General features: G+C 68.6%; 12 protein-coding genes. 6 read left to right on the top strand and 6 right to left on the bottom strand.

Features of this window, described 5'->3' with window-relative positions; all coding sequences use genetic code 11:
- Positions 1-28 precede the first annotated feature (28 nt).
- On the top strand, positions 29-271 hold the full coding sequence (locus HWX87_RS23725; RefSeq protein ID WP_176049560.1) for a hypothetical protein: 243 nt from the start codon (positions 29-31) through the stop codon (positions 269-271).
- A 16-nt stretch (positions 272-287) separates the two neighbouring features.
- Here the strand turns inward: HWX87_RS23725 and rfaE2 are convergent, their stop codons facing one another.
- The 6 genes from rfaE2 to HWX87_RS23695 all read right to left on the bottom strand — a co-directional run bounded on the left by rfaE2 (position 288) and on the right by HWX87_RS23695 (position 6292).
- Complete coding sequence (gene rfaE2, locus HWX87_RS23720; RefSeq protein ID WP_176049559.1) at positions 288-773, bottom strand: D-glycero-beta-D-manno-heptose 1-phosphate adenylyltransferase; 486 nt, start codon at positions 771-773, stop codon at positions 288-290.
- Between the two features lie 153 nt (positions 774-926).
- Positions 927-1805, bottom strand: coding sequence for a diiron oxygenase (locus HWX87_RS23715; RefSeq protein WP_011353352.1), 879 nt, complete (start codon positions 1803-1805; stop codon positions 927-929).
- A gap of 465 nt (positions 1806-2270) precedes the next feature.
- A complete protein-coding gene (locus HWX87_RS23710; RefSeq protein WP_176049558.1) occupies positions 2271-3497 on the bottom strand; it encodes a patatin-like phospholipase family protein in 1227 nt (408 codons plus the stop codon).
- A gap of 24 nt (positions 3498-3521) precedes the next feature.
- Positions 3522-4262 carry a PhaM family polyhydroxyalkanoate granule multifunctional regulatory protein gene (locus HWX87_RS23705; RefSeq protein ID WP_176049557.1) on the bottom strand — a complete coding sequence of 247 codons (741 nt, stop codon included), beginning with the start codon at positions 4260-4262 and terminating at the stop codon, positions 3522-3524.
- A gap of 79 nt (positions 4263-4341) precedes the next feature.
- Positions 4342-5169 (bottom strand): enoyl-CoA hydratase/isomerase family protein, encoded by an 828-nt coding sequence (locus HWX87_RS23700; protein WP_176049556.1) that lies wholly within the window; start codon positions 5167-5169, stop codon positions 4342-4344.
- 130 nt (positions 5170-5299) lie between these two features.
- A complete protein-coding gene (locus HWX87_RS23695; protein WP_176049555.1) occupies positions 5300-6292 on the bottom strand; it encodes a fumarylacetoacetate hydrolase family protein in 993 nt (330 codons plus the stop codon).
- Positions 6293-6421: 129 nt separating this feature from the next.
- Here HWX87_RS23695 and HWX87_RS23690 point away from each other — a divergent pair, with 129 nt between their 5' ends.
- The 5 genes from HWX87_RS23690 to metH all read left to right on the top strand — a co-directional run bounded on the left by HWX87_RS23690 (position 6422) and on the right by metH (position 13247).
- Positions 6422-7288: an IclR family transcriptional regulator gene (locus tag HWX87_RS23690; RefSeq protein ID WP_176049554.1), complete on the top strand. Its 867-nt coding sequence runs from the start codon at positions 6422-6424 to the stop codon at positions 7286-7288.
- A 125-nt stretch (positions 7289-7413) separates the two neighbouring features.
- Positions 7414-8706 carry a DUF3108 domain-containing protein gene (locus HWX87_RS23685; RefSeq protein ID WP_176049553.1) on the top strand — a complete coding sequence of 431 codons (1293 nt, stop codon included), beginning with the start codon at positions 7414-7416 and terminating at the stop codon, positions 8704-8706.
- Between the two features lie 254 nt (positions 8707-8960).
- On the top strand, positions 8961-9218 hold the full coding sequence (locus HWX87_RS23680; protein ID WP_006477667.1) for a DUF3567 domain-containing protein: 258 nt from the start codon (positions 8961-8963) through the stop codon (positions 9216-9218).
- Between the two features lie 201 nt (positions 9219-9419).
- The gene (locus HWX87_RS23675; protein WP_176049552.1) at positions 9420-10487 is read left to right on the top strand and encodes a homocysteine S-methyltransferase family protein; all 1068 of its coding nucleotides are present in this window, start codon (positions 9420-9422) and stop codon (positions 10485-10487) included.
- A gap of 21 nt (positions 10488-10508) precedes the next feature.
- A complete protein-coding gene (gene metH / locus HWX87_RS23670; RefSeq protein WP_347880183.1) occupies positions 10509-13247 on the top strand; it encodes a methionine synthase in 2739 nt (912 codons plus the stop codon).
- The last annotated feature ends 29 nt before the right edge of the window (positions 13248-13276 follow it).

The following is a 13276-nucleotide window of genomic DNA, read 5'->3' as shown; positions in this document are numbered from 1 at the left end:
ACGTCGATGACGACAAGGAGTTTCGACGATGCTGCGCTGGCTGATCGCTGTTCTCTTTCTCGCCAACATGCTCGCGTTCGTGGTGGCGCGCGGCGTGTTCGGACCGCTGCCGTCGGCCGGCCCGCGCGAACCCGGCGTGCTGTCGCGGCAGGTCCGGCCCGATGCGCTGCGCGTGACGCCGCTCGCGCAGGCGACCGACCAACCCGTCGTCGGTGGCCCGATCGCGCCGTCAGCCGTCACGACCGCACCGCTCGCGGCGTCCGCGCCGTGACGGCGCCGGGCCGCGCTCAGGACTGCTGCGCGCGCACCTTCTTCAACAATGCGGTGGTCGAGCGGTCGTGCTCGAACGGAATCGCCAGCGCACGGCCGCCCCAGCCGCGCACGAGCGCCGATTCCGGCAGCGCATCCATGTCGTAGTCGCCGCCCTTCACGAGGATGTCAGGACGGACGGCCTCGATCAGCGACACCGGCGTCTGTTCCCCGAACGTCACGACCCAGTCGACGCTTTCCAGCGCCGCGAGCAGTGCCGCGCGGTCTTCTTCGCGGTTGATCGGCCGGTCGTCGCCCTTGCCGAGCATGCGCACCGACGCATCGCTGTTCACGCCGACGATCAGGCACGCGCCGAGCGCTTTCGCATCGGCGAGATACGTGACGTGGCCGCGATGCAGGATGTCGAAGACGCCGTTGGTGAACACGACGGGCGACGGCAGCGACGCGCGCAGCGCAACGAGGGCATCACGGGTGATCAGCTTGCGTTCGAAGGTAGCGGACATGGTGGAGGTCGGACGGAATGGGCAACGGCGCGCGCGACGGCGGCGCCAGATAAAAAGCCCGCCGGGCTGGCCAGGCGGGCTTCATGCAACGGACACGGCACGGCGGCGGCACCCGGCCGGCGCGATTCACGCCGGCGGCGGGGCCTGCCGGCCTCAGGCCGGCTGCGCGGCCGACGACGGGCCGCTTTCGGCCTGCAGGCGGCCGGTGACTTCCTTGCGGTAGCGATTCAGTTCCTGCGCGGTCGCGAACGTGCGCTCGAACAGGATCGACAGGTTGTGCAGGATGCGCTCGACGACCTTCTTTTCCCACTCGCCGTCGAAACGGATCTGCTCGTCGAGCCAGCGCTCGAGCCATTCCGGATCGGGCAGGCGCGACTGCACGGTGTCGCGCGGGAACAGCGCCTGGTTCACGTGCAGGTTGGTCGGGTGCAGCGGCTTCTCGGTGCGGCGCGCCGACGCCATCAGCACGCCGATCTTCGCGAACGCGGCACGGGCGACGTCGCCGCAGTTGTTCAGCGCCTTCTTCATGTAGCGCAGGTACGCGCCGCCATGACGTGCCTCATCGCGCGAGATCGTTTCGTAGATCTGCTTGATGACGGGCTCGGTGTGCCAGTCGGCCGCGCAGCGGTACCAGTGGTTCAGGCGGATTTCGCCGCAGAAGTGCAGCATCAGCGTCTCGAGCGGCGGCGCCGGGTCGAACTGGAAGCGCACCGCGTGCAGTTCCTCTTCGGTCGGCACCATTTCCGGCTTGAAGCGGCGCAGGTATTCCATCAGCACGAGCGAATGCTTCTGCTCCTCGAAGAACCACACGCTCATGAACGCGGAAAAGTCGCTGTCGTGCTGGTTGTCGCGCAGGAACATTTCCGTCGCGGGCAACGCCGACCATTCGGTGATCGCGTTCATCTTGATCGTCTTCGCCTGCTCGTCGGTGAGCAGCGAAGCGTCGAACTTGTCCCACGGAATGTCCTTCTCCATGTCCCAGCGGACAGCTTCGAGCGACCTGTAAAGTTCCGGATAAAGCATCGTGTTCATGATGGTCCCACCCCTGTTCTGCGCAATGCGACTTCTCTAAACGTGACTGTTGCCGCGCAAGCGCGCCGCGCGCGCTTTTTGCGGCCAAGACTCTAATTTTACGCGGGAAACCGACCCGCCGGACGCTGATTCCTCGTCCGGCAGCCAGGCGGCCGCGCGCCGCCGTTGGGCATGCCGCAGCCACGCTCCGTTCGGACGGAGCCGGCCACGCTTGCCTGAGTTGGGGACCGGCGCCGGCCGGCTCGTTGGCGCGCCCGTCCCCTGCCCCAGGCGGGTTCCCCGGAGGGTCCCGTGCGGATGCCGGATCGGCGGGCTGCTCGATATGGTGTATACGGCGGCGGCCATGATAGCACGCGCGAATGACGGTTCCGAGACGGCTACCCGGTCGCGCGCCGCCACCCTCGGTGCGGCGATCGGTCGCGGGCAACCGTCGCGAAAACGCAACCTTACATTTCCCTGTGCGCGTCAGACCCGTATTTCGCCGGCGGCAAGACCGTCTCCCGGCGGCCTGCCGGCCGCCGGCGCGCTGCCGCCGTCCGCCTGCGCGATCCAGCTGGCCAGCGCGTCTCGTTGCGCGCGCCCGTCGACGTAGCCGAGCTCGATCAGCTCGCGCGTGAACGCCTCCTCGAACAGCAGGTAGCTCGCGAACGACGCGCCGGCCGGCTGGCTGCCGCCGATCGCGCCGAGCAGCCCGCGCATGGTCGCAGGCATCTGCTTCAGGTGTTTCGCGGCGATCAGCTCGATGCGCTCGGACGGCGCGATCGCGAGCACGTCGACGTGCCGCCAGCCGCTGTCGACCTCGACCTGATGCGGCAGGTGCTCGATCATCCGGTTGATGTGCTCGATGCGTTCGATGTCCGAGCCGATCGAGTCGAGGAACACGCTCGCGAGCACCTGCTGGCCGATCTGCGCGAGCGTCGGGTAGCCGCGCACCAGCCCGGTGCCGTTCGCGGCCGGGATCTCGGGCCGCGGGTCGGCCGCGCCGACGACGACGATGCGGTCCGCGCCGAAGTGGATTGCCGGCGACAGCGGCGCGATCTGCCGGATCGACCCGTCGCCGAAGTATTCGATCTGCCCGTCGAGCACGAGCGGCACGGCCGGGAACACGAACGGGATGGCCGACGACGCGAGCAGGTGCGACGCCGACAGGTCGACGAGCCGCGCGGTGCGCTGCGCGCGCCGCCACGCCTGGATCGGCTGCGCCGCCTGGTAGAACGTCAGGTGCCGGCCGCTCGAATAGCTGAGCGCGGTGATCGAAAGCGCATGCAGCAGGCGCGCCTCGAGCATCTGCTCGATCCGGTGGAAGCTCAGCTCGCGCTGCAGCAGGTGCGCGAGCGGCGTGTTGTCGAGCAGCCCGCGCGGCGAGCGGCGGGCCGCCCAGCCGAAGGTCATCGCCGCGAGCCAGCGCGCGCCGGCGGCCGCGATGCCGAGCCAGTCGCTGCGATACACGTAATCGGCGCGCAACGGCTCCCAGAACTCGAGCAGGCGCCGCACGCCGTGAGAGAAATCGTCCGCGTGGCTCGCGAGCGACGTCGCATTGATCGCGCCGGCCGACGAGCCGCATACGACCGCGAACGGCAGCGTGTGCCGCTGCGGATCGGCTTCGCGCGCGATTTCGGCCAGCGCCTTCAGCACGCCGACCTGGTAGGCGGCACGCGCACCGCCTCCCATCAGAACGAGCGCGAGCCGCATGATCGACCTGCTACCGGCGCCGTGTCACGTCGAGCGCTTCGGCGGACGCGTTTCGGGCGACGAAGCGGCGGCTGCGCGCGCCGCGGCCGAACCGGTCGGCTTCGCGCGCTTCGCGGCGGGCTTGCGCGGCGCGGCGGCGGCCGCTGCCGGCTTCGCGGCCGGCTCCGGTGCGGCGGCCGCGGCCGGCTGCGCGTCGCCCGGCGCCGCGGGCTGCATGCCCGGCTGCGCCATCGCGAGGCTCGCGAGCTGGTTGAACTGCGACTGCAGCAGGTTCCACCAGCCGGCCGGGTCGAACGCCTGCTGCGCGGCGTCGCCCGCGGCCGCATCGGCGGCATCCGGCGCCGGCGACGCGTCGCCGGACGGCGCGGCCTTCGCCGCCTGCGCGGCGGCAACGGCCGCTTCCTCGGCCGCCGACATCGAGCTTTGCGCGAACGCGCCGAACGCACGCAGCGTCGCGAGCGTCGCGCGCTGCACTTCGAGCGCCTGGATCGCGGACTGCAGCATCCCGAGATTGAGCTTCAGCCACTGCTCGACCGCGCGCAGATCGGTGATCCGCTTGTCGAGTTCCTCGACGCTCGTGAGCGGCGCCATCATGTCGGACATGCTCGACAGCGACGGCGGCAGCCCGTGCGCGGCGCCCGGAAACGACGCCATCCCGCCGAACGGCGACATCCGCATCATGTCCCACATCCGGTCCATCATGTCGGCGGGCTTGAAGCCGGCAAAGCCGGCGAAAGGGTTGGCGCCGGAGGCATCGGTCGTCATACGGGCATCCTGGTTGACTGGGGGAGCGAGGCGGCCGCCATGCGTCGCGCAGCCGCGCGTGGTTCGATCATAGCGCGCGTCAGAACGGCGCGTCGCCGGGGAACGCTGGCGGGCGCCGCTCGCGCAGCGAACGGATGCCTTCCTGCACGTCGGGCCCCGCGAAGCCCATGAATTCGAGCGCGAGCGACGTATCGAAGGTCGGCCCGGCCGAGCGCAGCCAGTTGTTCAGCGCGTACTTGGTCCAGCGGATCGCCGACTGCGAACCGTGCGCGAGCCGCTCGGCCACCTCGTACGCCTTCGGCAGCAGGTCGGCCGGCTCGACCGCAAGCGACACCAGCCCGATCCGTTCGGCCTCCGCGCCGCTCACGGGCTCGCACAGCAACAGGTAGTACTTTGCCTTCGCCATCCCGCACAGCAGCGGCCACACGATCGCCGCGTGGTCGCCCGCCGCGACGCCGAGCCGCGTATGGCCGTCGATGATGCGCGCATCCTTCGCGGCGATCGAGATGTCGGCGAGCAGCCCGGCGACGAGCCCCGCGCCGACGGCCGGGCCATGCATCGCCGACACGATCGGCTTGCTGCAGTTGATCACGTTGTAGACGAGGTCGCGCGCCTCGCGCCACACGCGGGCGCGCACGTCGAAGTCGTTCGCCATGTCCTCGACGAGCGCGAGATCGCCGCCCGCCGAAAAGCCCTTGCCTTCGCCACGGATCACCGCGACGCGCGTGTCGGGATCGCGATCGACGTCGCGCCAGATATCGGCGAGCTCACGATGCATGCGCGCGTTCGCGGTCGCGAGGCCGCTGCGGTTCGCGCCCTCGCCGCTCATCACGATGTCGAGCACGCCGTGGTCGCGGCGCGTCACCTTCAATGCTTCGTAACCGCCGTACGCGGCGAGATCGGCCATGTGCCGCTCCTTGTTCGAGGCTCTCGAGTCGAGTGTAGCCAAGCCCGCGCGGTCAAACATCAGGCGAAACCCGGCGCGCGGGCCGGAGCCGGGTTTCGCGGTACGTCGCGTGCGCCGCGCGGCTTACGGCTTACGCCGTGCCGTCGGGCGGGGCGACCGACTGCTCGATCGCGCCGAAGATCGACTTGCCGGCCGCGTCGAACATCTCGATGCGCACGGTGTCGCCGTAGCGCATGAACCCGGTCTGCGGCGCGCCGTGCTCGATCGTCTCGAGGCAGCGCTTCTCGGCGATGCAGCAGTAGCCGCGCTTCGCGTCCTTGTTCGACACCGTGCCCGAGCCGACGATCGAGCCGGCACGCAGGTTGCGCGTCTTCGCCGCGTGCGCGACCAGCTGGCCGAAGTGAAACACCATGTCGGTGCCCGCATCGGGCTGGCCGACCTTCTTGCCGTTCCAGTGGACGATCATCGGCCGGTGCACGCGGCCTTCGCGCCATTCGTCGCCGAGCTCGTCGGGCGTCACGGCGACCGGTGCGAACGCGGTGGCCGGCTTGCTCTGGAAGAAGCCGAAGCCCTTCGCGAGCTCGGCCGGAATCAGGTTGCGCAGCGACACGTCGTTCACGAGCGTGACGAGGCGCACGGCCTTCAGCGCGGCGTCGGGCGACGTGCTCATCGGCACGTCGCCGGTGATCACTGCGACTTCCGCCTCGAAATCGATGCCCCATTCCTCCGACGGGCACACGACGTCGTCGCGCGGCCCCAGGAAATCGTCGCTGCCGCCCTGGTACATCAGCGGATCGGTCCAGAACTCGGGCGGCATCTCCGCGCCGCGCGCACGGCGCACGAGCTCGACGTGGTTCACGTAGGCGGAGCCGTCGGCCCACTGGAACGCGCGCGGCAGCGGCGCCATGCAGTTGGCCGGATCGAATGCGAACGCATTGCGTGCGCGGCCGTGGTTCAGCGCGTCGTACAGGTCGCGCAGCTGCGGCGCGTAGAACGCCCAGTCGTCGAGGACGCGCTGCAGCGTCGGCGCGATCGCATCGGCGATCGCCGCGGTGTGCAGGTCGCGCGACACGACGATCAGCTGACCGTCGCGCGTGCCGTCCTTCAGCGAAGCAAGTTTCATAGGGGGACTCTGCCGGTGTAGTGACGATGGAGGGAATCTATTTTACGATGGTGAATCCACGCGGCGCGCGACGATCGCGCCTGCCGTTTTCACCCCGATTCCTGCCGCATTCTCGCGCACCCGCTGCCCATGCCCGCCAACCCGCTTCCCGACGACGATCTCGCCGACTCCGACACCGACGACGCCGCCTCCGGCGAAAACGGCGAGAAGGTCCGTTCCGGCATCCAGTCGATCGAGGTCGGCTTCCGCCTGCTCGACGTGCTGACGAGCGAGCCGCGCGCGATGATGCTGCGCGATCTCGCGCAGCGCGCGGGCATGAGTCCCGCGAAGGCGCACCGCTACCTCGTCAGCTTCTCGCGGCTCGGCGTCGTGTCGCAAGACCCCGTCTCCGGGCGCTACGAGCTCGGCGGCTTCGCCTTGCAGATGGGGCTCGCGCGGCTCGCACGCGTCGACGGCGTGAAGCTCGCGCGGATCGCGCTGACCGAATTCCGCGACCGCCTCGACCAGACGGTCGGCATCGCGGTGTGGGGCAACCAGGGGCCGACGATCGTGCACTGGATGGAATCGAGCCACCCGGCGAAGGCGTCGCTGAAGCTCGGCGACGTGATGCCGCTGCTCGGCTCGGCAACCGGCCTGCTGTTCGCCGCGTACCTGCCGCGCAGCAAGACCGCCGCGATGCTCGAGCGCGAACTCGCCGACACGCGCCGCTCGCCGCACCACGGCGGCCCGCGCACGCTCGACGAGGTCGACGCGGTGCTTGCCGACGTGCGCAAGCACGAGGCCGCGCGCGTCGAAGGGATGCTGCTGCCGACGATCCACGCGTTCTGCATGCCCGTGTTCGACGCGGTCGGCGAACTCGCGCTCGCGATCGTCGCGCTCGGCCAGGAAGGCTCGTTCGACATCGCGTGGGGCGGAGAGATCGACACCGCGCTGCGCGCATGCGCGCAAAAACTGTCTTACGAACTCGGCTATAGTCCCGACGCACGCGACGCCTGACGCACCGGATTCGCCCCACCGATTCGCCCCACGTCACGCCGCGCGAACGCGCGGCGCATCCGGCGGTCCGATTCCTGTGGCGCGCCGTGCGCCCGACGTCACGCGACCGCCCCGATCCTGTTCCGATGCCCATGCCGCCTGCCGACATCCGCCCGAGTCACGCCCTGCCCCGCCGCTGGCTGCGCGTGGCCGTCGCGCTCGTCGTCGTGCTGGTGCTGCACGCGCTCGCTGCGTTCTGGCTGATGCGCAACCGCGATGCGTTCACGCCGCCGCCGGCCGAGATCCCCGTCCAGATCGAACTGCTGAAAGCGCAACCGATCGAGCGCCAGCCCGCGCCGCCTGCTCCCAGGCCGGTCGAGCATCCGGCCGCGCCTGCGCCGGCCGCACCCAGGGCCGCCGCGCCGAAGCCCGAGCCGTCGCCCGAGCCGGTCCTCACGTCGACGCAGACGGCCGAGCACGGCGAACCGCCGGCTGCGGCGTCCGCCGCGAGCGGCGTATCGGGCGCATCCGGCGCATCGGGTGCGCACGCCGCGTCGGCCGCCGGCGCCGGCAGCGCCGCCACGCCCGGCCCCGCGACGAGCGGCGTGAAGTTCGCCGCGCCGCCGTCAGGCGACCTGCAGTACGACACGTTCTACAACGGCATGCAGAACACGATCGGCACGATCCGCTGGCGCACGGACGGGCATACGTACGACCTGTCGGTGTCGATGCCCGTGCCGTTCGTCGGCCCGTTCACCTATCGCAGCGAAGGCCGCATCGACGCGTTCGGCATCGCGCCCGACCGTTACGTCGAGAAGCGCGGCAAGCGGCCGGAAGACATCGCGATCTTCAACCGCGAGATCCGGCAGGTCGTGTTCACGCGCACGCCGAACAACGCGCCGCTGCCCGACGGCGTGCAGGATCGCTTCAGCATGCTGATGCAGCTGTCGGGCCTCGTGCGCGGCAATCCGTCCGCGTACAAGCCGGGCGTCACGCAGCAGTTCTTCGTGATCGACAACAACAGCGGCGAGACCTGGCCGATCGCCGTGATCGGCGACGAGCAGGTGCAGACGCAGGCCGGCATCATCGACGCGCGGCACTTCATGCGCCTGCCGCGCCGCGACGGCGACACGCGCCGCATCGACATGTGGCTCGCGCCCTCGCTCGGCTGGCTGCCCGCGCGACTCATGCAGACCGAGCCGAGCGGCGCGCAGATCGAACTGGTGTGGCATGGCCGCCTGGCGGCGCCGAACGTGCCCGCCGACGTCGCGCCTGCAGGCGGCGCAGCGAACGCGCCCGCCGGCGCACCGGCGCCCGATGCGTCGGTCGCACCGGCCGCGGAACCGGCACAACCCGCACCGCCGGCCACCGCGCAACCGCCCGCACAACCGGCTGCACAACCGGCTGCACCGCCGGCATCTTCGACTGTCACACAGTGAACGCGCGCGTGAACGCGCACGATTCGGCAATTTCGACCGACTACAGATTTCCTTGAAATGGCCGATGACACTCTTTAACAACTATTTCCGTCCACCGGCAGACAATGAGAAACGTTTCATAGACATCGGCTTCTAACCGATACACCCCACGCAAACGGGAACGGGGTGTGCAGCGCAAGCCCCTTGAAACCGGCAAGGCTCGCCCCACCTAGGGGACAACAAGGCCAGATGCCACTGCGAAGAGGAGTGCCGCCATGCAAATGATCTACAACAGCCCCAACTACTGCGTCGTCGAATTTGCGCCGCAGGCCGGTCATCACCTGATGAATGCCGGCGGATACGAAATCGTCGACAAGAACGCGCAGCGCGAGATCTTCATCGACGGCGAACTTGCCGAACGATTCCGCGCGCACGTGAAACAGCTGATCGAGGATGAGCCGTCGCTCGACGAAGTCGACGAATTCCTCGGACAATTCGACAGCCTGATGATGATGCCCGTCGTGCTGCACTGACGACCCGCTGCCCGGCGCGTCGTGCGGCCGGGCCATTCGCCGCGCACCGACGCGGCGCCGCGAGCACTCCGATCACACCCCCGTCCGGTCCGCCGGCGGGGGTTTTCATTTGGCGGGCAGGCCACCGCCGCACAAGGCCGGGCGGCACCCAGGCGCACCGGCTACAATGGCAGTTTTCCCGTCTTCGCCGGTCTTTCGCCCATGTCTGCGACTCCTCTCGCCGCTTCCGCCCCGCTCGACGCGCCCTACACGCGCGGCGCCGCCCTGCCCGCGCTGCTGAAATCGCGCATCCTGATCCTCGACGGCGCGATGGGCACGATGATCCAGCGCTACAAGCTCGACGAAGCCGCGTATCGCGGCGAGCGCTTCAAGGATTTCCCGCGCGACATCAAGGGCAACAACGAACTGCTGTCGATCACGCAGCCGCAGATCATCCGCGAGATCCACGACCAGTACTTCGCGGCCGGCGCCGACATCGTCGAGACCAACACGTTCGGCGCGACGACCGTCGCGCAGGCCGACTACGGGATGGAAGATCTCGTCGTCGAGATGAACGTCGAATCGGCGAAGCTCGCGCGCGAATCGGCCGCGAAATACGCGACGCCGGACAAGCCGCGCTTCGTCGCGGGCGCGATCGGGCCGACGCCGAAGACGGCCAGCATCTCGCCGGACGTCAACGATCCGGGCGCCCGCAACGTCACGTTCGACGAGCTGCGCACGTCGTACTACCAGCAGGCGAAGGCGCTGCTCGACGGCGGCGTCGACCTGTTCCTCGTCGAGACGATCTTCGACACGCTGAACGCGAAAGCCGCGCTGTTCGCGCTCGACGAGCTGTTCGAGGACACCGGCGAGCGCCTGCCGATCATGATCTCGGGCACCGTCACCGACGCATCGGGCCGGATCCTGTCGGGCCAGACGGTCGAGGCGTTCTGGAATTCGCTGCGCCATGCGAAGCCGCTCACGTTCGGCCTGAACTGCGCACTCGGCGCGGCGCTGATGCGCCCGTACATCGCCGAGCTCGCGAAACTGTGCGACACCTACGTGTCGTGCTACCCGAACGCGGGCCTGCCGAACCCGATGAGCGACACGGGCTTCGACGAAACGCCGGACGTCACGTCGGGCCTGCTGAAGGAATTCGCGCAGGCCGGGCTCGTGAACCTCGCGGGCGGCTGCTGCGGCACGACCCCCGAACACATCGCCGAAATCGCGAAGGCGCTCGCCGACGTGAAGCCGCGCCGCTGGCCGAACCAGTACAGCGACAACGCCTGACCCGACCGCCCCACGTCCTTCATCAAAAGAATTCGCACCGCCATGACCGATCACATGATGCGCCTTGCCGGCCTCGAGCCGTTCAACGTCACGTCCGGGACGCTCTTCATCAACGTCGGTGAACGCACCAACGTCACCGGCTCGAAGGCGTTCGCACGGATGATCCTCAACGGCCAGTTCGACGAGGCGCTCGCCGTCGCGCGCCAGCAGGTCGAGAACGGCGCGCAGGTGATCGACATCAACATGGACGAGGCGATGCTCGATTCGAAGGCGGCGATGGTGCGCTTCCTGAACCTGATCGCATCGGAGCCGGACATCGCGCGCGTGCCGATCATGATCGACTCGTCGAAGTGGGACGTGATCGAGGCCGGCCTCAAGTGCGTGCAGGGCAAGGCGATCGTCAACTCGATCTCGCTGAAGGAAGGCGAGGACGCGTTCCGCCACCACGCGAACCTGATCCGCCGCTACGGCGCGGCGGCCGTCGTGATGGCGTTCGACGAGCAGGGCCAGGCCGACACGTTCGCGCGCAAGACCGAGATCTGCAAGCGTTCGTACGACTTCCTCGTGAACGAAGTCGGCTTCCCGCCGGAAGACATCATCTTCGACCCGAACATCTTCGCGGTCGCGACGGGCATCGAGGAGCACAACAACTACGCGGTCGACTTCATCGAGGCGACCCGCTGGATCAAGCAGAACCTGCCGTACGCGAAGGTGAGCGGCGGCGTGTCGAACGTGTCGTTCTCGTTCCGCGGCAACGACCCGGTGCGCGAGGCGATCCACACCGTGTTCCTGTATCACGCGATCCAGGCCGGGATGGACATGGGCATCGTGAACGCGGGCCAGCTCGGCGTGTACGCCGATCTCGACGCCGAGCTGCGCGAGCGTGTCGAGGACGTGATCCTGAACCGTCGCGAGGATTCCACCGACCGCCTGCTCGAGATCGCCGACAAGTTCAAGGCGGGCGGCGCGAAGAAGGAAGAGAACCTCGAGTGGCGCAACCAGCCGGTCGAGAAGCGGCTCTCGCATGCGCTGGTGCACGGCATCACGACCTTCATCGTCGAGGACACCGAAGAAGTGCGCGCGAAGATCGACGCGGCCGGCGGCCGTCCGATCAACGTGATCGAAGGCCCGTTGATGGACGGGATGAACATCGTCGGCGACCTGTTCGGCCAGGGCAAGATGTTCCTGCCGCAGGTCGTGAAATCGGCGCGCGTGATGAAGCAGGCCGTCGCGCACCTGATTCCGTTCATCGAGGAAGAAAAGCGCCTGCTCGCGGAAGCGGGCGGCGACGTGCGCGCGAAGGGCAAGATCGTCATCGCGACCGTGAAGGGCGACGTGCACGACATCGGCAAGAACATCGTGTCGGTCGTGCTCCAGTGCAACAACTTCGAAGTCGTCAACATGGGCGTGATGGTCCCGTGCAACGAGATCCTCGCGAAGGCGAAGGTCGAGGGCGCGGACATCATCGGGCTGTCGGGCCTCATCACGCCGAGCCTCGAGGAAATGGCGTACGTCGCGTCGGAAATGCAGCGCGACGACTACTTCCGCGTGAAGAAGATCCCGCTGCTGATCGGCGGCGCGACGACGTCGCGCGTGCACACGGCCGTGAAGATCGCGCCGCACTACGAAGGCCCGGTCGTCTACGTACCCGACGCGTCGCGCTCGGTGTCGGTCGCGTCGAGCCTGCTGTCCGACGAAGGCGCGGCGAAGTACCTCGACGAGCTGAAATCCGACTACGAGCGCATCCGCGACCAGCACGCGAACCGCAAGGCGCAGCCGATGGTCACGCTCGAGCAGGCGCGCGCGAACAAGACGAAGGTCGACTGGGCGGGCTATACGCCGGTGAAGCCGAAATTCATCGGCCGCCGCGTGTTCAAGAACTACGACCTGAACGAACTCGCGAACTACATCGACTGGGGCCCGTTCTTCCAGACCTGGGACCTCGCGGGCCCGTACCCGGCGATCCTGAACGACGAGATCGTCGGCGAATCCGCGCGACGCGTGTTCTCCGACGCGAAGTCGATGCTCGCGCGCCTGATCCAGGGCCGCTGGCTGACCGCGAGCGGCGTGATTTCGCTGCTGCCGGCGAACACCGTCAACGACGACGACATCGAGATCTACAGCGACGAATCGCGCTCGGAAGTGCTGCTCACGTGGCGCAACCTGCGCCAGCAGAGCGTGCGCCCGGTGGTCGACGGCGTGATGCGGCCGAACCGCTCGCTCGCCGACTTCATCGCGCCGAAGGAATCGGGCGTCGCCGACTACATCGGGATGTTCGCGGTGACGGCCGGCCTCGGCGTCGACGTGAAGGAAAAGCAGTTCGAAGCCGACCACGACGACTACAGCGCGATCATGCTGAAGGCGCTCGCCGACCGCTTCGCGGAAGCGTTCGCCGAAGCGATGCACGCACGCGTGCGCCGCGAGCTGTGGGGCTACGCGAGCGGCGAGACGCTCGACAACGACGCGCTGATCGCGGAAAAGTACGCCGGCGTCCGCCCGGCGCCCGGCTACCCGGCCTGCCCCGATCACCTCGTGAAACGCGACATGTTCGACGTGCTGCACGCGGGCGAGATCGGCATGAGCGTGACCGACTCGCTGGCGATGCTGCCGGCCGCGAGCGTGTCGGGTTTCTATCTCGCGCATCCGGACAGTACGTACTTCTCGGTCGGTAAAATCGGGCAGGATCAGCTCGAGGACTACGCGCAGCGCATGGCGCTGTCGCTCGACGACGCGCGCCGCGCGCTCGCGCCGCAGCTGTAACCGACAGAACCGCGGCGCCTGCGCCGCGT

The sequence above is a fragment of the Burkholderia sp. BCC1644 genome (genome assembly GCF_902833225.1).
In the GTDB taxonomy this organism is placed as follows: domain Bacteria; phylum Pseudomonadota; class Gammaproteobacteria; order Burkholderiales; family Burkholderiaceae; genus Burkholderia.
This window is presented reverse-complemented; position numbering and strand designations above follow the sequence as displayed.